Below are 22,379 nucleotides of genomic sequence, written 5' to 3'. Positions count from 1 at the left end.
CCAGAACGTGACCGAAGTGATCCGGCTGCCCGAACCCGGCGGCCAGTTGCGCGAGTACCGGCCGCGCGCCGTGCCTGCGAGCCCCGCGCCGGGGGGCGCGCCGCTCACCTCCCGCATCGTCTTCTCGGCGGCGCACGTCGTCGCCGACCCGTTCGCCGACACGACGCCCGAAGGGCCGGCGGCCGTGGACTGGGACACCACCCTGGCGTTCCGCCGCCACCTCTGGGCCCACGGCCTGGGCGTGGCGGAGGCGATGGACACCGCGCAGCGCGGCATGGGCCTCGACTGGGCGGGGGCCGCGGAGCTGATCCGCCGTTCCGGCGCGGAGGCGCGCGCGGCGGGCGGGCGCATCGCGTGCGGCGTCGGCACCGACCAGCTGACCGGCCCGGCGGACACCGCCGCGGTGCGCGCCGCGTACGAGGAGCAGCTCGCGGTGGTCGAGGAGACCGGCGCGCAGGCGATCCTCATGGCCTCCCGGGCGCTGGCGGCGGCGGCCCGGGGCCCTGAGGACTACGCGGAGGTGTACGGGCACCTGCTGCGGCAGGCCGCCGAGCCGGTCGTCCTGCACTGGCTCGGGCCGATGTTCGACCCGGCGCTGACGGGCTACTGGGGCAGCGAGGACCTGGACGCGGCGACCGACACGTTCCTCGACATCATCGGGACCCACGCCGACAAGGTGGACGGGGTCAAGGTGTCGCTGCTCGACGCCCAGCGCGAGATCAAGCTGCGGCGGCGGCTGCCCTCGGGCGTGCGCTGCTACACGGGCGACGACTTCAACTACCCGGAGCTGATCGCGGGCGACGAGCAGGGCTTCAGCCACGCGCTGCTGGGCATCTTCGACCCGCTCGGGCCGCTGGCCGCCGAGGCCGTGCGGACGCTGGACACCGGCGACGTCGCGGGCTTCCGGGCGCACCTCGACCCGACGGTGGAGCTGTCGCGGCACCTGTTCCGGGCGCCGACGCGGTATTACAAGACGGGGGTCGTGCTGCTGGCCTGGCTGGCCGGGCACCAGGACCACTTCACGATGGTGGGCGGGCTCCAGTCGGCCCGTTCGCTGCCGCATCTGGCGCGAGCGTACGAACTGGCGGACGGGCTCGGCCTGTTCCCCGACCCGGCGCTGGCCAGGGAGCGGATGGCGCGGCTGCTCGCGGTGCACGGGGTGGCGCAGTGACCGACCTCACCGGGTTCTCCATCAACCAGATGACCGCGAAGCAGCTGCCGTTGCCCGAGCTGGTCAACGGCCTCGTCGGTCTTGGCGTGCCGGGGGTCGGGCTGTGGCGCGAGCCGGTCGCGCGGTACGGGCTCGCGGCGGCTGCCGCGCTCGTGGCCGACGCCGGGCTGTCGGTCACCACGCTGTGCCGGGGCGGTTTCCTCACCGCCATCGACCCGGCGGAACGGGCGGCGGCGCTCGCCGACAACCGCGCCGCCGTCGACGAGGCGGCGGCGCTCGGCACCGACACGCTGGTGCTGGTCTCCGGCGGCCTCCCGGCCGGCAGCCGCGACCTGGCGGGCGCGCGGGAACGCATCGCCGACGCGCTGGCCGAGCTCGGCCCCTATGCGGCGGAGCGCGGCGTGCGGCTGGCGATCGAGCCGCTGCACCCGATGTACGCCGCCGACCGGTGCGTCGTCTCGACGCTGGAGCAGGCCCTCGACCTGGCGGAACGTTTCCCGGCCGAGCAGGTCGGCATCGTCGTGGACACGTACCACCTGTGGTGGGACGACCGCGTCGCCGCGCAGATCCGCAGGGCCGGGGCGGGCGGGCGTATCCACAGCTTCCAACTGGCCGACTGGGTCACGCCGTTGCCCGCCGGGGTGCTGAACGGGCGCGGGCAGATCGGGGACGGCGCGGTGGACATGCGGTGGTTCCGGGACGCCGTGGCGGAGGCGGGGTACCGCGGGCCGGTGGAGGTGGAGATCTTCAACGACGGGCTGTGGGCACGCGACGGGCAGGAGGTGCTGGCGGAGACGGTGGCCCGTTACCGGGAGTGCCTTGTCAGTGACGCGGCGTAGGGTCGTTGTCATCGGCTCGCTCGCCGGGGAGCGGGCGAGCCGGTGAGACCGCTGTGCACGACCGACGGGGGGCACCTCGATGCTGCGCTCACTCTTCAGGACCGCGGCCGCATCCGGCCGCGTGGGTGCCCGCCTTGCAGCGGTGCTGCGGCGCGTCCGGCTGTTCGCCCGGCCGCGCGACCGGGCGCGCGCCCGACTGATCCGGCGCCGCCGGGCGCTGCCGGACGCGGCGGGCGTGGGCCCAGCGAACGGTGCGGTTCGCCGCTGCGCCCGCTGGGTCCGCTGCGCCCGCCGCCTGACCCGGGCTCACGTCGGTGACGGTGGCAGCTGCTCGGCCCCGGTCGTGTCCCGGATCGAAGCCGGACGTCCCCGGCTCGGCCACGTCCGGCTGCTGGGGTTCGGCAGGTTCCGGGAGATTCCGCCCGGCAGGCTGCCCGTGGCTGCGGCGCCTGCCGGTGCGGCCGGCGCGACGGCCACGCTCGGCTCCTCACCTGCCCGTGCCGCAGGCAGGGCAGTCGGGGCGGGCCGGGTCACGCGTGTAGGTGGCGTCGTCGAGTGCCATCAGGTTGACGCCGAAGCGGAAGCCGGGCTCGGTCGGCGGGATGCCGGTGAGCAGCGTCAGCACCGCGTGGGCCATCAGGCTGCCCGCGACGCCCGCCGTCACGGCGTTCACCGGGTTCCATGCCATGCGCGGGGCGGCCCGCGACTCGTCCTGTCCCGGGGCGAGCCGCAGGTCCCGCCGGGCGTATTCGGCGGTCCGCAGGCATTCGTAGCAGCCGCCCCGGCCCGGCCGGTACACGCCGACGGTGATGAGCGGTCCGCGATAGCCGCCGTCCACCCACGGCACCCTCGCGGTCAGGCAGGTCAGGTTGGTCCAGCGCCTGATGTCCGAGGGCTGGTCGGCGCACAGCAGGAGCGCGTCCCACGCCCCCGCCCCGGCGGGCGGCCGGGACAGCAGCGCCGCCAGCTCGCCGGGCGTTCCGACGCGGGTCTCCTGGCCGGTGACCCGCACATCGGAGTTCAGCGCCTGCAAGTGGGCCACCCCGGCGGCGACCTTGCCGCTGCCGAGGTCCGCTTCGCGGTAGAGAGTCTGCCGGTTGAGGTTGGACAGCTCGACGCGGTCGGAGTCCACGCAGTGCAGGCGCCCGACGCCCGAGGCCACCAGGGCCTGCGCCGCCATGCCGCCGACGCCGCCGAGGCCGATCAGCAGGACGGCGGACTCCTTCAGCCGCGCCTGCGCCTCCCAGGCGTTGCGGCGCGGGGAGAGGTCCATCCAGCGCAGCAGCGGCACGCCGCGGCTGTAGCGCTCGGCCTCCCGTTCGGACAGGGCGGCGGGCCGTTCGGCGGCGGCATCCTCGACGAAGCCCGCCTCGTTCAGCTGCCGCAGCGCGTCGCCGACCTCGTCCTCCGTCAGCTCAGGAAGCTCGGGATGGCCCGCGAGCACGTGCCCGATGAGCGCCTCTTCCGTGCGGGTGCCGTCCGCTCCCGATGCCAGCGTCCACAGCCATCCGGCGGGGTCCTTGATCTCGGCACCGATTCCGAAGATGACACTGCCGATACGGATGTTCCCTTCGGTGGTGCGATAAGCGGCATGCTCCGGCTTGATCCGCGGCTTCCATAACGCTTCAACAGCCATGTGTTCCCGTCCAATTGGCGAGTCCAACCCTTGACACTCTGCCCCGCCGGGCGAACACTGGCAAGACGTCAGGCCATTGGAAGGGGGCGGCATGACCCGTATCGAGATACGACCGCTGGACAAGAAGGAGACGACGGGGGAGAGCAACTCCATCGGTACGTAACCACGTCCGGCGCCGCGCCGCCCCAGAGACTTGGATTCAGGGTGTCGTTGAACAGCATCATGGGGTACCCATCGGTCGATGACCTGGTTCATGTCGCTCACGGGATGGCGCGGCGCCATCCGAAGGCCATTCGATTAAGGCGCCTGGGCAGCTCCCGCGCGGGCGACCCGTTGCTTCTGCTCACCGTGGGCCACGGTGCGCGCAATGTACTCCTGGTGGCCGGAGCCCATGCCAACGAGCCTGTGGGAGGGGCGACTTCGCTGCGGCTCGCGGAGCTGCTCCTGGGTGGCTCCGGCGGTACCATCGGGACGGCCGCGGGGGGCGGACTTCTTGAGGACTCCGACTGCTCCTGGCATTTCCTGCTCTGTCTCGACCCGGATGGATCCCGGCTCAACGGGGATTGGCTGCACGGCCTGCCGGGTGTCCGGGAATACTTTCACGGCTTCTACCGGCCACTTTTCGCAAGCCAGCCTGAATTCCTTCCCGCGCCCGGCGAAAAACGCCGTCCGCTGCCGGAATCGGAAATTCTGCTTGCGCTGCTGGATGAGCTGCGCCCGGAGTTCCAATTCACCCTGCACGGAAGTGAAATGGGCGGCGCATTCGTCCAGGCCACCCGCGCCGTTCCCGGTCTCGTCGACGCCGTGCGGGAGGTTTCCGCCGCCTTGTCGATTCCCGTCGACCTGCGGCCTTTCGATGGGATCGACTGGCATGTGTCGGGCCCCGGCGTCCTGGTGCTCCCCGAGCCGGACACCGTGCGCGAGCGCGACCCCTCGGGGCTGATCACCGGCACGACGTGGCTGTACCCGGCGCGGTACGGCACGGTCACCGTGATCCTGGAGGCACCGGCCTGGGCGGTCGAGGCCGTCGCCGACCCCGCGCCCTACCCCGACCCGGAGAAGGCCATCGCCGAGGCCGGCGAGAATCTGCTCCAGCGCATCGGCCAGGTCGCCGGTCTGCTGGCCCTTGCCGACGAGTGGAACGGCGCCGTGAACGACCCGTTCCTGCCCGCCGTCCGCGAACTCGTCGCCGTTTCGCCCGGCGTGGTCGAGACCTGGCTGAAGCCGGGCTTCCGGTACGCCGACGGCACCCGCCCCGCCGCCACCCGCGGCAGCGCCGCCGCCCTGCTGATCGCCGCCCGTCGCATCGCGCTGCGCGCCGCGGCGATGCTGGACCGTTCGCTGCGCGCCGCGCCGGGCCCCGGCGCCGCGAAGGCGCGCCTCGGGCTCGACGATCTGGTGACGGAGTGGTGCCGGGAGTTCGAGGCGGAGTTCGCGCCGCGCGCCGTTCCGGTCCGTGACCAGGCCGAGCTCCAGGCACGCCTGGCGCTGCACTGCGTCGCGCGGGTGCTCGGCCCGCGGGTGCTCGGCCCGCCGCCCGCGGACCGCCAGGAGCCGACCCGCCGCCGGCCGGCGGCGTGGCATCGTGGGCATCCGGCCCGCCCACCACTGGAGGGAACCTCATGACGAACGCCGACGACCGGTTCATCACCGTCTCGCTCGACAAGCGCGAGGTCAGCTGTACGGCCCGGCTGCTGAGCGACCGGGCGCCGATCACCTGCGACGCCGTGTGGAACGCGCTGCCGCTCGGCGGCGACGTGTACCACGCGAAGTACGCGCGCAACGAGATCTACGCCCTGGTCCCGCCCTTCGCGCCCCAGGAGCCCCCCCTGGAGAACCCGACGATCACCCCGATCCCCGGCGACCTGTGCTACTTCACGTTCACCCAGACCCAGTTGGGCACCAGCTCCTACGGCTACGAGACCGACGCCAAGCACCAGGGCCGGACGACCGTCGTGGACCTGGCGCTGTTCTACGAGCGGAACAACCTGCTCATCAACGGCGACGCGGGCTGGGTCCCCGGCATCGTCTGGGGCGCGGTGGTCGACGGTCTCGACCGGATGGCCGACGCCTGCCAGGACCTGTGGCGGGCCGGGGCCCTCGGCGAAACCCTCTCCTTCCGCCGGGCGTAGGGCCCGGGGTCCGACCGGACCCGGGACGCGCTCAGCGCCCGCGCCCGGGCGCCCCGGTCGCGAGATCCACGGTCGCGGGCGTCCCGGTCGCGGGCGCCCCGAGCGCGGGCGCGGGGATCCCGGCCACGCCGGCCGCGTACAGGGCGTGCGCGGCGCGCAGCACCAGCGCGTCCGCATGCCGCGCGCCCACGAGCTGGAGGCCGACCGGCAGCCCGTCCGCGCCGGTCCCGCAGGGCACGGAAGCCGCGGGCTGCTGGGTCATGTTGAACGGGTAGGTGAACGGCGTCCACTCCGTCCACCGCGCCAGCCCCGAGCCCTCGGGCACCTCCGTCCCGGCGCCGAACGCCGTGATCGGCAGGGTCGGCGTGAGCAGCAGGTCGTACTCCTCGTGGAACGTGCCCATCAGGCGGCCCATCGCCATCCGCACGTCGACCGCCGCCAGGTAGTCCAGTGCCCCGTACCCGGCGCCCTGCGCCACGATCTCCCGCAGGCCCGGGTCCATCGCCGCCCGCTGCGCCTCGTCGAAGTGCTGGGTGACCCGCGCCGCGCCGCTGAACCACAGGGTGTGGAACGCGGCGAGCACCTCGGGCAGCGGCGGCAGCGGCGGGTCGGTCTCCGTCACCTCGGCGCCGAGCCCGGCCAGGCGCTCCACCGCCCCGCGCACCGCGGCAGCCACGTCCGGCGCCACGACCACCCCGCCGAGCGTGGGCGACCAGGCGACGCGCAGCCCGGCGAGACCGCCCTCGCCGGCCGTCAGCGCCTGGCGGAACGGGCGGGCGGGTGGCGCCAGTTGGGACCAGTCCCGCGGGTCGGGCCGGGCGATGACGTCGAGCAGCAGCGCCGCGTCCGCGGCATCCGAAGTCATCGGGCCGACGTGGGCCAGCGTGCCGAACGCGCTCGCCGGGTACAGCGGCACCCGGCCGTAGGTGGGCTTCAGTGCGAAGATCCCGCAGAACGAGGCCGGGATCCGGACCGACCCGCCGCCGTCCGTGCCCAGGCTCAGTGGTCCCGCGCCCAGCGCGACCGCCGCGGCGCTCCCGCCGCTCGAACCGCCGGCGGTGCGCTCCGGCGCGTACGGATTGCCGGTCGCGCCGGAGAGCGGCGCGTCCGTGACTCCTTTCCAGCCGAATTCCGGCGTGGTGGTCTTTCCGAGGAACACCGCACCCGACTCGCGCAGCCGCGCGACCGCGGGCGCGTCCTCCGCCCACGGGCCCGCGCCCGCGGGCAGGGCGGCGGAGCCGCGCCGCGTGGGGTGGCCGCGCTGGAGCAGGATGTCCTTGACGGTCACGGGCACGCCGTCCACGGGGCCCGCGGGTGCGCCGCGCCCCCAGCGTTCCTCGGCGGCCGCCGCCTGCGCCAGGGCGCCCTCCGCGTCGGTGAACACGAAGGCGTTGACGGCCGGCTGCACGGCCTCGGCTCTCGCCAGCGTGGCCTTCGTCACGGCCACCGGGGAGAGGTCCCCGGACGCGTACCGGGCGGTCAGTTCGACGGCGGTCAGGGAGCAGAGATCGGTCATCAGCCCTCCGCGGGCACGTAGCCAAGGCGCTTGTCCACGACGTTGGCCAGCGGTTCACCCGCAAGCCAGCGGTCGAAGTTGTCCTGGAACTGGTCGGCAAGGTCGTCACGCCAGCCATAAGTGTCGCCGGACATGTGCGGCGACACGATCAGTTCCGGAAGATCCCACAACGGGCTGTCCGCGGGCAGCGGCTCGGCGGCGAACACGTCCAGCGCGGCCCCCGCGGGCCGCCCGGCGCGCAGCGCCGCGACGAGGTCGTTCTCGACGACGTGCCCGCCGCGCCCGACGTTCAGGAACCGGGCCGTGGGCTTCATGAGCGCGAAGGCCGCCGCGTCGAACATGCCTTCGGTCTGTGGGGTCAGCGGAGCCGCGCAGACCACCCAGTCCGCCGTCGGCAGCAGCGCGGGCAGGTCCCCGCCCGCGTGGACGCGGCCGAAGTCCGCATCGGCCCCGCGGGCGGTGCGCCCGACCAGGTCCACCGTCACGCCGAGTGCCTGCAACGTGGTGCCGATGCGCCGCCCGATCGGTCCCGAGCCGACGACGACGGCCCTGCTGCCGAACACCTTTTCGGTCTCGCGGTGCTGCCAGCGGCGCTCGCGCTGGACGTTCCAGCTGTGCCGGAAATCCTTGGCCATGGCCAGCACGAGCCCCGCCACGTACTCGGCGATCGGCCGGTCGAACACCCCGCGGGCGTTCGTCAGCACCGTGTCGGACGCCAGCAGCTCGGGGCACAGCAGCCGGTCGACCCCCGCGCTCGCAGTGTGAACCCAGCGCGGCCGGGCACCCGGCCCGGGCCACGCCTCGCGCACGGCGTCCGAGGTGAAGTCCCACACGAGCAGCACGTCGGCGTCGGGCAGCAGGCGGGCCAGCGACTGCTCGTCGCTGTGCCGTACCACGGCGCGGCCCGTCAGCCGTTCGAGGCGGGGCAGGGGGTCGGCGTCGAGGACGAGAACGCAGGCTTCGGACATGGCAGGGAAACCGCTCCGCAACGAGGGGGTGTTTGGCTGGAAGTCAAGGATTGACCACGGTAGGAACCCGTCTCTACCTTCGTCAACGAAGGCATCTGCTTTTTCAAGTCTCTTCCCGGTATTCCCGGCCCGTATGAAGCGGGGTTCGACATGGATGTCTCCTTTCTGGGTGGCCCGCTCCCGCAGCGGGGCATCGGAGTCGTCGCACCATTCGATTTCGCGCTCGACCGTGAGCTCTGGCGGTGGGTGCCCGATGACGTCTCGTTGCACCTGACACGGACGCCGTTCGTCCCGGTGGAGGTCAGCCTCCACCTGGCGCGGCTGGTCAGCGAGCACGAGACACTGCGCGAAGCGGTCCGCGCCCTGTCGGCGGTCAGTCCCGAGGTGGTGGCCTACGCCTGCACCTCGGGGAGTTTCGTCGGCGGTGTCGCCGGCGAACGGGCCATGAGCGCCGCCATGCGGCAGTCCGGTGAGCTGCCGGCGCTGACCACGTCGGGCGCACTGCTCGCCGCGCTCGACGAACTGGGCGCGCGGCGGATCGCCGTGGTCACGCCGTACACCAGGTCGGTGACCGACTCGCTGGAGGAGTATCTCCGCGAGGCGGGCGTCGAGGTCAGCGGACGCAGTTATCTGGGGCTGACCAGGGAGATCTGGCGGGTGCCGTACCGGGACGTGGTCGACATGGCGCGGGACGCCGTGGCGGACGCACCGGACGCCCTGTTCATCAGCTGTACCAACCTGCCCACCTACGACGTCATCCCGCAGCTGGAGGCGGAACTGCGGATGCCCGTCGTCTCGGCGAACCAGGTCACCATGTGGTCCGCGCTACGGTCCATAGGCAAGGCGGCCGTCGGCCCGTACCAGGCCCTGCTCGACCCGGTGGCCAGACGCGGCCCCGCGTCCATGGCACCGGACGCGGGCAGCCCAGAGGTGGCGCTCGCCGCCGAGCCGCCGCCGGTGTTCCCCGACGAGGAAGTGTGAGATCCGTATGGCCGCGACGGTTGGTTTCCTTTACCCGGGCTTCTCCGCGGAGGACGACTTCCCCCGCATGGAGGCGCTGCTGAACGACGCGGGGGCGGACGTCCGGCTCCCGCTCGTACACACCGATATCGGCACGGACGCCCACCGGGTGGACGCGCTGCTCGAGATGGGCTCGGTCGACCGGCTGACGGCAAAGCTGGACGAGATCGCCGCGCACGGCGCCGAGGCCGTGGTGTGGGCCTGCACCAGCGCCAGTTTCGTCTTCGGACCCGACGGCGCTGCGGAGCAGGTGCGCCGCCTGGCGGCGCACGCCGGGCGGCCGGCGTCCAGCACGTCGTTCGCCTTCGCCCGAGCGGCGCAGGCCATCGGCGTGGAACGGGTGGCCGTCGCGGCGACCTATCCGGACGATGTGGCGGCGCTGTTCGCGGACTTCCTGAAGGCCGCGGGCATCGAGGTCGTCGGCGTGCGGGGCAGCGGCATCATCACGGCCGCCGAGGTGGGCACGTGGGGCCGGGAGGAGGTGCTGCGGCTGCTGCGCGAGGGCGACGACCCGGCGGCGGACGCGGTGCTGCTGCCGGACACGGCGCTCCACACGGCGGCCTGGCTGCCCGACCTGGAGGCCGCGGCGGGCAAGCCGGTGCTGACGGCCAACCAGGTGACCGCCTGGGAGGGGCTGCGCCTGCTGGGCCGCACCGCGGCCTGCCCGGCGCTCGGCAGCCTCTTCACGCGCGCCGCGTAGCTCGTTCCTGCGCGCCCCTGCGTACCCGCGCACCACCGCGCACACCCCGCGGGCCCCGGCTCTCCGGCCGGGGCCCGCGGCGCGCGGACCCGGCCCCGCGCCCCCGGCCGACGGGGTCAGCGCCGGCCGCGGTGCTGCCTGCCGCTGGTGCGGATGGCATGGATGGCCACGCCGCCGGCCTGCGCCGTGCGCACCGCCTCGTCCCAGGAAAGGGCCCTCGGGCCCACCGCGAACAGCGGCCCCGAGGTGCGGTCCCCGGCCAGCCGGCCCAGCAGCGCGGCGGCCAGCCCGCCGAGGTCGCCGTCGGCCGGGGGTCTTATGCGGGGCTCCGCCGATACGTCGAGCGCGAGCAGATCGAGCACCCGCACGTCGCTTTCCCACAGCAGCGCCCACAGGGCGCGGTGCACCACGGGAACGGACTCGTCGGCGAGGAGCCGCAGGAAGCGGTCGAGGGGGATGAATTCAGCCATGATCGCCATGGCTCGGGAGTATTCCTCCGCCGCCTCCCCCCGTACAGGTCCGCGGCACGCCGACCGCGGTGTGCTCCGCCTCAGTCGCGGCCCGCGAGCAGCGTGGCGAGGTGGTCGGGTGGCATGGGCCGCGCGTAGTGCCAGCCCTGGCCGGTGTCACAGCCGATGCGGCGCAGCCGCTCGGCCTGGGCGGGCCCTTCGACGCACTCGGCGGTGACGGTCAGGCCGAGCTTGTGGGCGAGCTGGACCAGGGAGCTGACGATGGTCTCGTCGGCCGGGTTGAGGTGGCGGGCGGTGCGGAAGCCGCGGACGAACATGCCGTCCAGCTTCAGGGCGCGCACCGGGAGGCGGCTGAGGTAGGCCAGGTTGGAGTAGCCGGTGCCGAAGTCGTCGATCGCGATGCGCACGCCCATGTCGGACAGCGCCTGCAAAGCCTGTAGGGGGCGGCCCGCGGAGCCCATGACGGCGGACTCGGTCAGCTCCAGCTGGAGCAGCCCGGACGGCAGGCCCGATACGCGCAGCGCCTCCGCGACATCGCTGACCAGGTCGGAGTCCCAGACCTGGCGGACCGCCACATTGACGCTGACGAACAGCGGCGGGCCCTGGTGCTCGACCTGCCAGCGGCGGGCCTGGCGGCACGCCTCGCCGAGCACCCAGCGGCCGAGCGGCACGATCGCCCCGTTCTCCTCGGCGAGGCCGATGAACCGGTCGGGGCCGAGCGTGCCGAACTGCGGGTGGCGCCAGCGCACCAGCGCCTCCGCGCCGCGCACGATGTCGTCGGCCAGCCCGACGATCGGCTGGTACTCCAGGGTGAACTCGCCGCGGTCCACCCCCCGCCGCAGGGTGGAGGACAGCGACTGGCGGGTCATGCGGTGCGCGTTGCGCTCGGGGTCGAACAGCGTCCAGCGGGCCTTGCCGTCGGCCTTGGCCCAGTACAGCGTGGTGCTCGCGGCCTGCATCAGCCCCGTGGCCGTCGTGGTCGCCGACTCCCGCTCGACGACGCCGATGCTGGCCGAGACGGCGAGCCGCTGCCCGGCCAGGTCGAACGGGCGCTGGAGCGCGGTGAGCATGGTCTCGGCCAGGTCCGTCAGCTGCTTCGTGCCGCTCGACCCCTCGACCAGGACGGCGAACTCGTCGCCGCCGAGCCGCGCCACCAGGTGGCCGCCGGCGCCGGTGGCGCATTCGGCGAGGCGCTGGGCGGCGGCGCCGAGCAGCTCGTCCCCGACGCGGTACCCGAGCGTGTCGTTGACGGCCTTGAAGCCGTCGAGGTCCAGGAAGCACAGCCCGATCCGGCCGGTCGCGGAGTCGGACACGGCGGTGGCCAGCCGTTCGAAGAAAAGGGCACGGTTCGGCAGGAGGGTGACGGGGTCGTGCATCTGAATGTGCCGCAGCCGCTCCTGTAGATCGCGGCGTTCGCTGATGTCGAGCACGGTCAGCAGCGCGGCGGAGTCCTCGGTGGGCGTGGGCAGGACGGTGACCTCGGCCCACAGGCTGTGCCCGTCGGCGTGCTTCAGGCGCCGGGTGCAGCGCAGGCGGTCGCTGTGGCCGCGCAGCACCGCGTGGTAGGAGCCGCGGGTGCGCCCGTCGAGGCCGAGGCCGGCGACGGCGTCGGCGCGGACGCCCGCCAGGCGCTCCGGCTCGACGCCGAGCAGCAGTCCCAACGCGGCGTTGGCGGCGAGGATCTGGCCGGCGGCGCCGACCAGCGCCATGGGGAACTGGGCGATCTGGAAAGCGGCCCGGTAGTCCCGCAGGATGTCACTTTCCGTAAGGGCTGATGGGCTCGCTTCGTGGGGCCTTCCGGGGTCGTGGCCCGGTGCTGTGTGGGGTCCGTTCACCGATCGCTCCCGATGGTGCTGTCGGGCGCTCCCCGGCTGCCCGCTTGGCGTATCCGCGCTGGAAATGTGGCGATCATAGAGGCTGGGGCGCGGATGGAGCCAGTGCCCGCAGCGGCTGTTTCGCAACCCGAAACCTGTGCTTCCGACAAGCTTTCGACTAGCTGATCGTTTCTGCTCGACGGGTGTGCCCTCCGGATCGTTCCCGACTGAAGTGCACGCAGGGTAATCGTATCTCCGTGACCCGGGCGGGCTATCGAAACAGGGCAAAACATGGGAAATCTGAACAGAGTGGTGGCGGTGTTCCCATAAGGCCCGATCGGAGGTCGTCGTGCGCCGTGCTCACCGACGTCCCGCGGCCGTGCTCGCCGCGCTGACCGCCCTCCTGGGGACGACGCTGACCGCGGGTCCCGGCACCGCGGCCATGGCCGACGAGCCGTGCAGCCTGCCGCGTTCGGCCATCCACCACTCCGAGGGCGTCGACACCTGGAACGACGCCTACCCCCGCCCCCTGGGCACGCTGAAGGCCGTCATGCTCTTCCTCGCGTTCCCCGACGCCACCCCGCGGCTGCGCCCCGACCGCATCGCCGAGGACTACTTCCCGGCCACCAGCGACTACTTCCGCACCGCCTCCTACGGGAAGCTGGACCTGGAGACCGAAGTGGTGGACGACTGGCTGCCGATGCCCGACGCCTCGGCGGACTACGGCATACAGCGCGACTGGGCGCCCGCCGGGCGCTCCGCGTACATCGAGGACGCGATCGAGGTGGTCTCCGGGCGCGTCGACCTCGCCGCCTACGACATCGTCTACCTGGTCGCCGATCCGGACGCGCCCGGCGTGGACCCGGACGCCACCAAGGTCGTCAACTTCGACAAGCCGGTCACCGTCGGCGACGCGGAGGTCCGCCGTCTCGTCACGGTGTTCGAGCAGCGCCGCCCGGACCGCAATGTCCTCGCCCACGAGACCGGGCACGTCTTCGACCTGCCCGACCTCTACAACCGGCCGGAGAACGGTTTCGGCGACTGGGACACCCACGTCGGCGACTGGGATCTCATGGGCAGCCAGTTCGGCCTGGCCCCCGAACTCTTCGGCTGGCACAAGTGGAAACTCGGGTGGCTCGGCCCGGGGCACGTCGACTGCGTGCGCGGGGCCGGCACCACGCTGCACACCCTCCAGCCCCTCGGTGCGCCCCTGGAGAAGGGCAACCCCGAATCGGACACCCGGCTCGCCGTGGTCCGCACCGGACCGCAGGAGGCGCTCGTGGCCGAGGCGCGCGCCCCCGTGGGCAACGACACCACCACGTGCACGCGGGGCGTACTGCTCTACCGGGTGCGCAGCGACGTCGCCTCGGCCGAAGGGCCGGTTCAGGTGCTCGACGGCCACCCCGACACCAGCGCCTGCCACGCCGCGTCCGTCCACCCGCGGCTGGCCGACGCGCCGCTCGAAACCGGCGAGAGCTACTACGACGCCACCGCGGGCGTACGGGTCGAGGTCGGCGAACGGACCGTCACCGGCGGCTGGAACGTGAAGATCGTCCGCGAGTGACCCGGGCACGCGACCGCGCCCCGCGTGCGCCCTCGCGCCCACGATGACCGCGCCGGCCACACCGGCCCGCGGTGGGCGGTTCCGCCGGTCACGGAACGATCAAGCCGCTGGCCTCCGTCCGCCACCGGCCGGGACGATGATCGGTATGAGGACCGCCGAGCCGCCCCACGAGGCGGGCGAGGGCCGCCCGCGTCCTGGCCCGCCCGCCTGGGCCCTGGCCGGGGTCGTGGCCCTGGTCGCCGCCGTGGCCGTGATCATGGTGATTGTCCTGGGCGACGACGCGGCGGACCCGGAGCGCGGGGCGTGCGCCGATTTCGCCGCCGGCATGACCGGCGCGGGACCGGCCACCGCGCCGGAGCGCACGGCGCTGGCGGGGGCGGTCAACGAGGCGGCCAGCCGTTCCGCCAGCGCGCCGTTCCGCGAGGCCGCGGCCGGGCTGCTGGACGCCACGGCCGCCGAGGACGGTGCCTGGGAACGGGCGGCGCTCGACTTCGCCGACATCTGCCGGAACGCGGACGCGCCCCGCTGAGCGCCCGGGAAGCCCCTGCCCACCCGGCAGCCCTCACGGCACCAGCAGCCACCGCCCCCGCTGTCCGCCGCCGGCGACCCTGGCGTACGCCGTTGCGGACTCGGCCAGCGGTACCCGGCCTGCGACCCGGAGCTGAAGGACGCCGGAGACGGCGAGGTCGAGCAGTTCGGCGAGCCTCGTGCCGTCGGGCGCCACATTCACGATGCCGACCTCGATGCCCCGCTCGGACGTCGCGGGCGACGCCGAGGTCACGCCGACGAACGTGCCGCCGTCGCGGATCGCGACGAGGGCCGCCGCGTGCAGGACGGCGCCGTCGACGACGGCGTCGAACGACGGCCCCGGCAGTTCCGTGAGCAGCCCGACGGCCCCGGCCCGCAGCACGAAGTCGCGGTCGGACGCGCGCGCCAGTCCGGTGACGGTCCAGCCGGCGTGGGCAGCCAGCGCGACGGCGTACCCGCCGACGGCGCCGGCGGCGCCGGTGACCAGCAGAGTCCGCCCGTCCGCAGGGCCGAGCCGGTCGACCATCTTCGCTGCCGTCAGGGCGTTGAGCGGAAGGGAGGCCGCGTCGACCGGATCGAGTCCGTCCGGCAGCGGCACGGCGGCCGACGCTGGCACGACGGTCTCCTCGGCGTGCGCGCGGACCGGGGCCGTGACGTCGGGGAGCACGGCCGCGACCGGGTCGCCGACCGAGAAGCCGGTGACCTCGGCACCGGTCCCGGTGACGACGCCGGTGAGGGACCAGCCGAGGCCGACCGTGCCGGTGAGCCCGAAGATCGCCCGGGCCGGTCCGCCGGCGTAGAGGGTGTCGACCGGGTCGACCGATGCCGCCGTGACGCGGACCCGCAGGTCGCCGGGCCCCAGCGGGGGCAGCGTCACCTCTTCGAGGGCGGGCGCGGCGGCGTCGGGCCTGGACACGAGCGCGAGGGTCATGGTCAGTTTCCTTTCGGTGGATGGTCTGCACAACCATCCGTGACTTACTCTCCTTTGGGAAGTAGGCACTTTGAAGTGGTGTAGGCACCCGGAGGTAAGCCATGGACGTGACCACTGACGACGCACCGACGGCCCGGTTCGACGCGTTCGACGCCTCCTGCCCCAGCCGTCAGCTGCTCGACACGATCGGCAACAAGTGGGCGAGCCTGGTGATCGTGGCACTGGGCGTGGCAGGCCGGATGCGCTATTCCGAGCTTGCCGGGCGGATCGCCGGGGTGAGCCAGAAGATGCTGACCCAGACCGTGCGGAGTCTCGAACGGGACGGGCTGCTGACCCGCACGGTGACCCCGTCGGTACCCGTCCGCGTCGACTACGAGCTCACGCCGCTGGGCCTGTCCCTGCTGGAGACGATCCGCCACCTCAAGGAGTGGGCCGAGGCCCACATGGCCGAGGTGGACAGGGCGCGCGAAGAGTACGACCGGAAAGACACCTGACGCACGCCGCGAGCGGATCGGCAGCGGATCATGAAGAAGCCCCCACCCGCCGGAACCGGCTGATGGGGGCTTCCCCTGTCGGTGCGCCGCCAGGGACTCGAACCCCGGACCCGCTGATTAAGAGTCAGCTGCTCTAACCAACTGAGCTAGCGGCGCCTGCTGACGTCGTAGACATTAGCACCCTTCGGGGAGGGAGCAAAAATCGGTTAGGAGGGGCCCCGCAGCAGCTCACGGCCGTACTCGATCATCTTGACCGCGTAGTCCTCGGTCCATCCCGCCCGCTCGGCGACCGCCGCGGCGGGCAGTGCGTCGAAGCGCTTCGGATCGGCCAGCTGCGCCGCCGCGAGCGCCTGGAATTCCATGGAACGGTCCGCCGCCGCCTGGAACGCCACCGCCAGCTCAGTGGCGCGGTCGAGCAGCTCCCGCGGGTCGGTGATGGTCTCAAGCGCGAAGAAGTGCTCCTGCTCCTGCTGACCGGCGGGCGGCTCGAAGAACAGCGCCGCCGGCCTGCGGTGGCGCGGCGGCCCGCCGCGGGGCGGCTCGGGTGCCTGGCCGGCATCAGCCATCGGGTGATCAGCCTCCCTGGTCGGCGGTTCGCGTCACGACGGCGGTGCCAGCTGCTCGTGCTGCGCCGCCGCTCCATTGTGCCGGGCCGCCTGCCCCGCCGGGTCGTCCTCCACGGCCCGGCGCTGCCGCGGGCGGAAGCGCCGCGGCGCCGCCTCGTCCGGCGTGATGCTGTCGTGCTCGGTACCCGGTACGGGACCGCCCACGCCCATCCGCTCCTTCATGCGCCCCGCGAGGCGCAGCAGTGGACGGGCCGCGAGCAGGCCGGCCACCATGACGGCGGCGCCGGCGAGCGCGTCGAGGAAGTAGTGGTTGCCCGTGCCCATCACGACGATGATGGTTATGAGCGGATACCCCACGGCCAGGGCGCGGATCAGCGGCGTGCGCGACCCGTAGTGCCACAGCGCGACCCCGCACCAGATCGACCAGCCGACGTGCAGGCTCGGCATCGCCGCGTACTGGTTGGTGAAGTCGCCCATGCCGCTGGGCGCGGACGCGTCGTCGGTCCACCAGCCGTAGTCGGCGTACTGCGCGAGGCTGTCGACGAAGCCGTAGTCGACCGGCAGCAGCCGGGGCGGGCTCGTCGGCATCAGCGTGAAGCCGATCAGGCCGAGCACGGTCGAGGTCAGCAGCCAGGTGCGCATCAACCGGTAGTGCAGCGGACGCCGCCGGAACAGCCACACCAGCACCACGGGCGTCACCACGTAGTGCAGCGAGGCGTACGCGAACGACGAGGGCACCCCGAGCCACTTCTCCTGCGTGAACAGCTCGTTGAGCGGGTCCTCCGCGTGCAGCCACAGCGAGCTTTCGAGCCGCAGGATGGCCAGCCCGTTGTCCACCGCCGTGCCCACGTCGCCGCGCGCCAGGAGCCGGGCGCCCGAATAGGCCCCGTAGACGACCACGATCAGCAGCAGCTCGGTCCACCAGCGTGGCCGGTCTCTGGACATCGGACAAGACTCCATATTCGCGTCGTCATCGGCTGGGAGCCGGCAAGTGGTCGTTCCACCGTACGGCGAAGTGCAGGAGAACAGACGCCCGGGGAGCCCCATTCGGTTGCGTCAGGGATGATGAGTGACGCATGGGACGGAAGAAGGGACCTTCATGGCTGCGCGCATCCTGCTGATCCGGCACGGACGGACTGCCTGGTCGGTCACCGGGCGTCACACCGGGCGCACGGATGTGCCGCTTCTCGACGAAGGCAGAGCGCAGGCCGCGGCCCTCGGTGAGCGGCTGCGGCAGGCGCCGTGGGAGGGGTTGCCGGACGCCGAGGTCCGCACCAGCCCGCTGTCCCGGGCGCGGGAGACGTGCGAGTTGGCCGGCTTCGGCGAGCGCGCCACCGGCTGGGACGTGCTGCAGGAGTGGGACTACGGACAGGCGGAGGGCCTGACCACCGAGCAGATCGCGGGGCGTCACGGCGGCGACTGGGTCATCTGGCGCGACGGCGTGGTCGGCGGCGAAAGCCTGGTCCAACTGTCGGCTCGCGCCGACGAGGTGGTGGCGGGGGCCCGTGCCGCGCTCGGCGGCGGTCGCGACGTCGTCCTCTTCGCGCACGGGCACATCCTGCGTGCGGTGGCCGCCCGTTGGCTCGGCCAGGACGTCTCCTTCGCGGCCCGCCTGCGGCTGGACGCCGCGGCGGTCTGCGTCCTCGGCCTGGCCTACGGCAGCCCCGCGGTCGAGCGCTGGAACGATACCGCTCACCTGGACCCCGTCGGTTAGGCGACGCGGTCGAGGAACGTGGCGACCGTACTGTCCCCGCGTGCGGGCGCCAGCCGGTCCGCGGTCCGCGCCAGTGACCGGTTGATCCGCGTGGAACGCACGTCGGTCAGCAGGTCGAGCGATCTGTGGCCGAAGGCCGCTGCCTCCTCCGGCTCGCCGCCTTCCGCCAGGTAACCGGCCAACTGCGCCGAGTAGAGCGCGAGGTTCCGGGCGAAGTGCGGGTCCTGGAGCGCGGCGCTCACCGCGCGCCTGCCGCAGTCGCCGGCGCGCGCCCAGTCTCCGAGCGCCGCCCAGCACTTGGCCTCCAGGCAGGCGAACTCCGCCTCGCCGTAGAACGTCATCCACTCCGGGTCCGCGGGGGCCGGGCCGCGCTCGTGCCGCGCGAGCGCCCGCGCGAGCGACGCCTCCGTGCCGCCGCGGTCGGCCAGCCGCGCCCAGCCGCCGGCCTCGCGCAGCGACAGCAGGGACAGCAGCCGGTCGGACCCGAGCTGCCGCGCCGCGTGCTGGCCGGCCTGGGCGGCGCGCACGGCCTCCCGGGGGCGCCCGGTGGCCCCGGCGAGGGAGGCGGTGTTGCAGAAGGCGTGCGCCTCCAGCGCATCGTTCCCGTGCACGCGCGCGGTCGCCAGCGCCTCGGCGTAGTAGGACCTGGCGTCGGACAGCCGCCCGGAGTCGTGGGCGAGCCAGCCGACGGAGATCGCCAGCTCGCCCGCGCCCGCGTGCAGTTCCTCGTCGACCGACTGGCGCCCTGCGCCCCTGTCGAGCAGCTCGTGGGCGGACCGCAGCGCCTCCCCGGCCGGCCGGTACAGGCGTTCCGCGCCGTGCCGGTCGTCGAGCAGGCGGATGTCGCGGACCGTCTGCCGCACGGCCGCGGCGTCCGCCGCGCCCGGGCGCCCGGCGCCGGGCGCCCCGCGGGACTCGGCGGCGGCCGGGGACGCGCCCAGGGCAGTCAGGGACGCAACGGCGGCGGGTCCGCCGGTCATGAACACGCGACGCAGCACGTCGCCCTCCTCCGTGTTGTCGATGTCTGTGCTCTCCGCCGCCGAGCGGTTCGGAAGGGGGGGAGGGGTCGGGGGGTGCGCGGTCGGCGGAGACGTGTCGGCGCCGGACCGCGGAGCGCGCCGGCGGACGACCTGCCGGGGCTCGAATCCCAACTCCGTGAGGGAACGCCCCGGGAACATATGAAGGAATACCCGCTCGTACGCGTAGTTAGGGCAACGAATCTCGCCTGCCTCGACGCGGCCGATGTACCGCGCGTCGCAGGAGACCCGTTCGCCGATCTCCCGCGCGGCCCGCCGCACCGCCGCGGCGAACTCCCCTTGCGACTGGGTGCCCCGCAGCGTGCGGAAGACGGAATTGGGGCCGCCGGAGCGGGGGGCGGGGGGTGACGTCGCCATGGGCGGACGGTACCGGCTGTGGCGTTCCAACTACCATGCGTTTGCGGGCAAAAGGTGCATTGCCCCTGTGATCTGCCATGAACTGCCACCCATTGCGGCGGAACCGGGCCGTAGCCGTTGACGATGGTCGCGCGTTGAACAACACATCCGACAGCGTGGAGGAGGCCCCCATGGCGGACACCGGCGAAACGGAGCCCTGCGATCTGGTCACCGTGCCGGCCAGGGAAGGACTGGAAGCCGTCGACATCCTGCGCCTGCGGCACGGCGTGGGCCCCGTGCTGCACGACAGGGAGTGCGACACCCTGGGGTTCATCGTGCCGCCCGGCACCGCCGAGCGCTGGGACCTGCCCGGCAGCGCCTGCACCCAGACCTACGGCGGGAGCCGCTGCGGCGCACAGCCGCCGGTCACCGGCAGCGGCTGGCTCGTCCCACCGGAGGGCGCCGTCATCAAGGCCACCGAGCCGGAGCGGCTGCGCGCCGCGCTGAACGAGGCGGTGTCGATGCTCCGAGTGGTGGACCGGTCCACGTGACCTGCCGCGGAAGGTCACACTGGATGATGTGGCGAAAAGACGACTGCGGCGCGGTGACGCCGGCAAGGCCCTGACCGAAGCGGTGGGCGGCGGCCTGGCCCGGCTGATGCCCGATCCCGACCGGACCGGCAGCTGGGAGCTGCTGATCGACGGCGCCCCGCAGTCCCACGTGGATCTCGCCGACCCCACGCGCCTCCGCTTCGAATACCAGCGCAGACTCGGCCACGTCGCCGACCTCGCCGCGCCGCCCGGCCGCCCGCTCGCCGTCCTGCACCTCGGCGGCGGCGCCCTGACCGTGGCCCGCTACATCGCCGTCACCCGCCCCCGTTCCGTCCAGCAGGTGGCCGAGCCCGACAGCGGCCTCACCGCCTTCGTCCGCCGCGAGCTCCCGCTGCCCGACGGCGCCCGCATCCGCGTCCGCCCGGCCGACGCCAGGGACCTGCTCGGGCGGCTGCCGGACGGCTGGGCCGACCTCGTCATCACGGACGTGTTCGCCGACGCGCGCACCCCCGCGCACTGCACCAGCGCCGAGTTCCTCGACGAGGTGCGCCGCGTCCTGCGCCCCGGCGGCTGGTACGCGGCCAACGTCACCGACGGCCCGCCGCTGGCCCACCTGCGCGCCCAGGTGGCCACCGCCGTCGGCCGCTTCGCCGAGGTCTGCCTGGCCGCCGAGCCGCCCGTGCTCCGCGGCCGCCGCTTCGGCAACGGCATCGTCTGCGCCGCCGACGGCCCGCTGCCCACCGTTGAACTGGCCGGCCGCTGCGCCCGCGACCCGGCGCCCGCCCGGCTGCTCGCCGGCCGCGAACTGGCCGATTTCACCGCGGGCGCGCCCGTCGTGACGGACGCCACCGCCGTACCGTCCCCGCCGCCGCCCGACGGCACGTTCGGCTGAGGCGGCCGAGGGCCGAGGGCCGGCGGCCGGGGTGGGGGCCGCCCCAGGAACGGAACGGGGGATGGCGGGATATCGCCGCCCCCGCGTTCCGGCGGAGCCTTGAGCGGACAGACACCGGCACCGGGCCGCTGTCTCGTTCCAGGGGAGGGATCACCACATGCCACCCGTTTCCCGCCGTGCGCTGCTCGGCGCGCTGCCCGTCACCGCCGCGGGGCTCGCCGCGGCGGCCGGGCCCGCCGCCGCGGCCCGCCCCGGTGAGCGGCGCGGCGACGCCGTCGCCGCGCTGGCCCGCGCCGCCAGGCCGCTGCGCACCACCGAGCCGCACGGCCCCCACGACGACCTGGCGCCGCTCGGGGCGGCGATCGGCGAGGTGCCGGTCGTCGGCCTCGGCGAGGTCGTGCACGGGGCCCACGAGCTGTACACGCTCAAGCACCGCGTCTTCCGCTATCTGGTGGCCGAGAAAGGCTTCCGCACCTTCGCCCTGGAGGTGAGCTGGGGCGCCGGGCTCCGGATCGACTCCTACGTCAGGAACGGCTCCGGCGACCTGCGCACGATCCTGGACGAGGAGTTCGGCAACGGTGCCTGGCCGTGGCACGTCGAGGAGTACCTGAACCTGATCGCGTGGATGCGCGCGCACAACGCCCGCCACCGCGGCGCCTCGCTGCGGTTCATGGGCAACGACCTGGCGTTCCCGCGCATCGCCGACACGATCTTCGACGGCGTCACCGGCTGGGCCGACCGGTACGCGCCGGGCCTGCGGCCCGAACTGGACGCCTGCTACCTGGAGTTGCGCGAACACGCCGCCGCGGCCGACTTCCAGGCTCTGCCCGACGCGGAACGCCAGCGGATCGCGGGGCTCGCCCGGCAGGCCGCCGACCGGGTCGCGGCCCTCGACCCGGCGCCCGGCGGCGCCGCGCACGCCTGGGCGGCGCAGCACGCGCGGGTGCTGGCGCAGACCGCGACACTGCTCGCGTTCCGCCTGAACGATCCGGCGGAACAGCCGGCGGCCATGCGCTACCGGGACGAGCTGATGGCGGTCAACACCGCCTGGTGGCACCGGCAGACGGGAGACAAGGTACTGCTGTCGGCGCACAACGGGCACACGGCGTACGAGACGTACGACCCCGTGCACTACCCCGTCACGCAGGGGGCCTACCTGCGGGACCTGCTCGGCGCGTCCTACCTCGCGGTGGGCACGACCTTCGGCCGCGGCAGCTGGACCGAGCCGGACGGCAGCGGGGAGTGGCAGACCACGCCCGAGGGCCCGCCGCGCGCGGGCAGCTCCGAGGAGATCCTCGAACGGGCGGGGCGGCTGGCGGGCCACCGGGACTTCCTGCTGGACGTGCGGACGGCCCCGGCCGCGGCCCGCGCCTGGCTGAGCGAGGAGCGGCCCACGCGCGACATCGGGCCGCCCGGCGACCCGTACCGGCCGTTCATCCTCGCCGCGGGGCACGACGCGCTGATCCATCTCCACGCGTTCGGCCCCGCCCGGCGGCTGCC

General features: G+C 73.7%; 22 protein-coding genes and 1 tRNA gene. 13 read left to right on the top strand and 10 right to left on the bottom strand.

What is annotated here, in order from left to right; all coding sequences use genetic code 11:
* Nucleotides 1–16: 16 nt before the first annotated feature.
* Nucleotides 17–1,171 carry a dihydrodipicolinate synthase family protein gene (locus tag STBA_RS10970; protein WP_077063247.1) on the top strand — a complete coding sequence of 385 codons (1,155 nt, stop codon included), beginning with the start codon at nucleotides 17–19 and terminating at the stop codon, nucleotides 1,169–1,171.
* On the top strand, nucleotides 1,168–2,010 hold the full coding sequence (locus STBA_RS10965; RefSeq protein WP_253194646.1) for a sugar phosphate isomerase/epimerase family protein: 843 nt from the start codon (nucleotides 1,168–1,170) through the stop codon (nucleotides 2,008–2,010). Before STBA_RS10970 ends, STBA_RS10965 begins: the two co-directional genes overlap by 4 nt.
* A gap of 487 nt (nucleotides 2,011–2,497) precedes the next feature.
* On the opposite strand, the gene STBA_RS10960 is transcribed toward STBA_RS10965, so the two are convergent.
* Nucleotides 2,498–3,646: a ThiF family adenylyltransferase gene (locus tag STBA_RS10960; RefSeq protein WP_253194644.1), complete on the bottom strand. Its 1,149-nt coding sequence runs from the start codon at nucleotides 3,644–3,646 to the stop codon at nucleotides 2,498–2,500.
* 204 nt (nucleotides 3,647–3,850) lie between these two features.
* Between STBA_RS10960 and STBA_RS10955 the strand changes: the two genes are divergently transcribed.
* Nucleotides 3,851–5,272 (top strand): M14 family zinc carboxypeptidase, encoded by a 1,422-nt coding sequence (locus tag STBA_RS10955; RefSeq protein ID WP_253194642.1) that lies wholly within the window; start codon nucleotides 3,851–3,853, stop codon nucleotides 5,270–5,272.
* A complete protein-coding gene (locus STBA_RS10950; RefSeq protein ID WP_077059068.1) occupies nucleotides 5,269–5,778 on the top strand; it encodes a DUF3830 family protein in 510 nt (169 codons plus the stop codon). Before STBA_RS10955 ends, STBA_RS10950 begins: the two co-directional genes overlap by 4 nt.
* Nucleotides 5,779–5,809: 31 nt before the next feature.
* Here the strand turns inward: STBA_RS10950 and STBA_RS10945 are convergent, their stop codons facing one another.
* Both STBA_RS10945 and STBA_RS10940 read right to left on the bottom strand, forming a co-directional pair.
* The gene (locus STBA_RS10945) at nucleotides 5,810–7,294 is read right to left on the bottom strand and encodes an amidase (RefSeq protein ID WP_079251848.1); all 1,485 of its coding nucleotides are present in this window, start codon (nucleotides 7,292–7,294) and stop codon (nucleotides 5,810–5,812) included.
* Nucleotides 7,294–8,262 (bottom strand): D-2-hydroxyacid dehydrogenase, encoded by a 969-nt coding sequence (locus STBA_RS10940; protein WP_077059067.1) that lies wholly within the window; start codon nucleotides 8,260–8,262, stop codon nucleotides 7,294–7,296. The genes STBA_RS10945 and STBA_RS10940 overlap by 1 nt, the downstream gene beginning before the upstream one ends.
* A gap of 150 nt (nucleotides 8,263–8,412) precedes the next feature.
* Here STBA_RS10940 and STBA_RS10935 point away from each other — a divergent pair, with 150 nt between their 5' ends.
* Entirely contained in the window at nucleotides 8,413–9,243 is an 831-nt protein-coding gene (locus STBA_RS10935) for an aspartate/glutamate racemase family protein (protein WP_077059066.1), read from the top strand.
* Nucleotides 9,244–9,250: 7 nt separating this feature from the next.
* The gene (locus STBA_RS10930) at nucleotides 9,251–9,982 is read left to right on the top strand and encodes an aspartate/glutamate racemase family protein (protein WP_077059065.1); all 732 of its coding nucleotides are present in this window, start codon (nucleotides 9,251–9,253) and stop codon (nucleotides 9,980–9,982) included.
* 116 nt (nucleotides 9,983–10,098) lie between these two features.
* Here STBA_RS10930 and STBA_RS10925 read toward each other — a convergent pair whose 3' ends face one another.
* Nucleotides 10,099–10,452, bottom strand: a complete 354-nt coding sequence (locus tag STBA_RS10925) for a hypothetical protein (protein WP_143659469.1) — start codon at nucleotides 10,450–10,452, stop codon at nucleotides 10,099–10,101.
* 80 nt (nucleotides 10,453–10,532) lie between these two features.
* Nucleotides 10,533–12,206, bottom strand: coding sequence for an EAL domain-containing protein (locus STBA_RS10920; RefSeq protein ID WP_077063245.1), 1,674 nt, complete (start codon nucleotides 12,204–12,206; stop codon nucleotides 10,533–10,535).
* A 409-nt stretch (nucleotides 12,207–12,615) separates the two neighbouring features.
* On the opposite strand from STBA_RS10920, the gene STBA_RS10915 reads away from it, so the two are divergent.
* Together STBA_RS10915 and STBA_RS10910 are read left to right on the top strand one after the other, a co-directional pair.
* Complete coding sequence (locus STBA_RS10915; protein WP_077059063.1) at nucleotides 12,616–13,830, top strand: M6 family metalloprotease domain-containing protein; 1,215 nt, start codon at nucleotides 12,616–12,618, stop codon at nucleotides 13,828–13,830.
* Between the two features lie 145 nt (nucleotides 13,831–13,975).
* A complete protein-coding gene (locus STBA_RS10910; RefSeq protein WP_077059062.1) occupies nucleotides 13,976–14,359 on the top strand; it encodes a hypothetical protein in 384 nt (127 codons plus the stop codon).
* 33 nt (nucleotides 14,360–14,392) lie between these two features.
* Here STBA_RS10910 and STBA_RS10905 read toward each other — a convergent pair whose 3' ends face one another.
* Nucleotides 14,393–15,289 carry a zinc-binding dehydrogenase gene (locus tag STBA_RS10905; protein ID WP_077059061.1) on the bottom strand — a complete coding sequence of 299 codons (897 nt, stop codon included), beginning with the start codon at nucleotides 15,287–15,289 and terminating at the stop codon, nucleotides 14,393–14,395.
* 101 nt (nucleotides 15,290–15,390) lie between these two features.
* On the opposite strand from STBA_RS10905, the gene STBA_RS10900 reads away from it, so the two are divergent.
* Nucleotides 15,391–15,783: a helix-turn-helix domain-containing protein gene (locus STBA_RS10900; RefSeq protein ID WP_077059060.1), complete on the top strand. Its 393-nt coding sequence runs from the start codon at nucleotides 15,391–15,393 to the stop codon at nucleotides 15,781–15,783.
* An 82-nt stretch (nucleotides 15,784–15,865) separates the two neighbouring features.
* Here STBA_RS10900 and STBA_RS10895 read toward each other — a convergent pair.
* From STBA_RS10895 to STBA_RS10885, 3 genes are all read right to left on the bottom strand, one after another.
* Nucleotides 15,866–15,939: transfer RNA gene (locus STBA_RS10895), tRNA-Lys, on the bottom strand.
* A gap of 50 nt (nucleotides 15,940–15,989) precedes the next feature.
* Nucleotides 15,990–16,349, bottom strand: a complete 360-nt coding sequence (locus STBA_RS10890; protein ID WP_077059059.1) for a hypothetical protein — start codon at nucleotides 16,347–16,349, stop codon at nucleotides 15,990–15,992.
* 33 nt (nucleotides 16,350–16,382) lie between these two features.
* Nucleotides 16,383–17,294 (bottom strand): phosphatase PAP2 family protein, encoded by a 912-nt coding sequence (locus tag STBA_RS10885; protein WP_079251846.1) that lies wholly within the window; start codon nucleotides 17,292–17,294, stop codon nucleotides 16,383–16,385.
* Between the two features lie 154 nt (nucleotides 17,295–17,448).
* Between STBA_RS10885 and STBA_RS10880 the strand changes: the two genes are divergently transcribed.
* Nucleotides 17,449–18,063 (top strand): histidine phosphatase family protein, encoded by a 615-nt coding sequence (locus tag STBA_RS10880; RefSeq protein ID WP_077059058.1) that lies wholly within the window; start codon nucleotides 17,449–17,451, stop codon nucleotides 18,061–18,063.
* Here the strand turns inward: STBA_RS10880 and STBA_RS10875 are convergent.
* A complete protein-coding gene (locus STBA_RS10875; protein WP_077059057.1) occupies nucleotides 18,060–19,457 on the bottom strand; it encodes a hypothetical protein in 1,398 nt (465 codons plus the stop codon). The two genes, STBA_RS10880 and STBA_RS10875, sit on opposite strands and share 4 nt — an antisense overlap.
* A 170-nt stretch (nucleotides 19,458–19,627) precedes the next feature.
* Here STBA_RS10875 and STBA_RS10870 point away from each other — a divergent pair, with 170 nt between their 5' ends.
* From STBA_RS10870 to STBA_RS10860, 3 genes are all read left to right on the top strand, one after another.
* Entirely contained in the window at nucleotides 19,628–19,987 is a 360-nt protein-coding gene (locus STBA_RS10870; RefSeq protein ID WP_077059056.1) for a hypothetical protein, read from the top strand.
* 28 nt (nucleotides 19,988–20,015) lie between these two features.
* Nucleotides 20,016–20,879: a fused MFS/spermidine synthase gene (locus tag STBA_RS10865; protein WP_077059055.1), complete on the top strand. Its 864-nt coding sequence runs from the start codon at nucleotides 20,016–20,018 to the stop codon at nucleotides 20,877–20,879.
* 157 nt (nucleotides 20,880–21,036) lie between these two features.
* On the top strand, nucleotides 21,037–22,379 hold a 1,343-nt coding region (locus tag STBA_RS10860; protein ID WP_077059054.1), incomplete at its 3' end, for an erythromycin esterase family protein.

This window comes from Streptomyces sp. MP131-18 (assembly GCF_001984575.1).
Taxonomy (GTDB): Bacteria; Actinomycetota; Actinomycetes; order Streptomycetales; family Streptomycetaceae; genus Streptomyces; species Streptomyces johnsoniae.
This window is presented reverse-complemented; position numbering and strand designations above follow the sequence as displayed.

What these genes read in the sequence shown, in the direction of transcription:
- STBA_RS10960 (WP_253194644.1), bottom strand. Translation starts at nt 3,646, where the DNA reads ATGGCTGTTGAAGCGTTATGGAAGCCGCGGATCAAGCCGGAGCATGCC.
- STBA_RS10950 (WP_077059068.1), top strand. Translation starts at nt 5,269, where the DNA reads ATGACGAACGCCGACGACCGGTTCATCACCGTCTCGCTCGACAAGCGC.
- STBA_RS10945 (WP_079251848.1), bottom strand. Translation starts at nt 7,294, where the DNA reads ATGACCGATCTCTGCTCCCTGACCGCCGTCGAACTGACCGCCCGGTAC.
- STBA_RS10940 (WP_077059067.1), bottom strand. Translation starts at nt 8,262, where the DNA reads ATGTCCGAAGCCTGCGTTCTCGTCCTCGACGCCGACCCCCTGCCCCGC.
- STBA_RS10935 (WP_077059066.1), top strand. Translation starts at nt 8,413, where the DNA reads ATGGATGTCTCCTTTCTGGGTGGCCCGCTCCCGCAGCGGGGCATCGGA.
- STBA_RS10930 (WP_077059065.1), top strand. Translation starts at nt 9,251, where the DNA reads ATGGCCGCGACGGTTGGTTTCCTTTACCCGGGCTTCTCCGCGGAGGAC.
- STBA_RS10925 (WP_143659469.1), bottom strand. Translation starts at nt 10,452, where the DNA reads ATGGCTGAATTCATCCCCCTCGACCGCTTCCTGCGGCTCCTCGCCGAC.
- STBA_RS10910 (WP_077059062.1), top strand. Translation starts at nt 13,976, where the DNA reads ATGAGGACCGCCGAGCCGCCCCACGAGGCGGGCGAGGGCCGCCCGCGT.
- STBA_RS10905 (WP_077059061.1), bottom strand. Translation starts at nt 15,289, where the DNA reads ATGACCCTCGCGCTCGTGTCCAGGCCCGACGCCGCCGCGCCCGCCCTC.
- STBA_RS10900 (WP_077059060.1), top strand. Translation starts at nt 15,391, where the DNA reads ATGGACGTGACCACTGACGACGCACCGACGGCCCGGTTCGACGCGTTC.
- STBA_RS10890 (WP_077059059.1), bottom strand. Translation starts at nt 16,349, where the DNA reads ATGGCTGATGCCGGCCAGGCACCCGAGCCGCCCCGCGGCGGGCCGCCG.
- STBA_RS10885 (WP_079251846.1), bottom strand. Translation starts at nt 17,294, where the DNA reads ATGTCCAGAGACCGGCCACGCTGGTGGACCGAGCTGCTGCTGATCGTG.
- STBA_RS10880 (WP_077059058.1), top strand. Translation starts at nt 17,449, where the DNA reads ATGGCTGCGCGCATCCTGCTGATCCGGCACGGACGGACTGCCTGGTCG.
- STBA_RS10875 (WP_077059057.1), bottom strand. Translation starts at nt 19,457, where the DNA reads ATGGCGACGTCACCCCCCGCCCCCCGCTCCGGCGGCCCCAATTCCGTC.
- STBA_RS10870 (WP_077059056.1), top strand. Translation starts at nt 19,628, where the DNA reads ATGGCGGACACCGGCGAAACGGAGCCCTGCGATCTGGTCACCGTGCCG.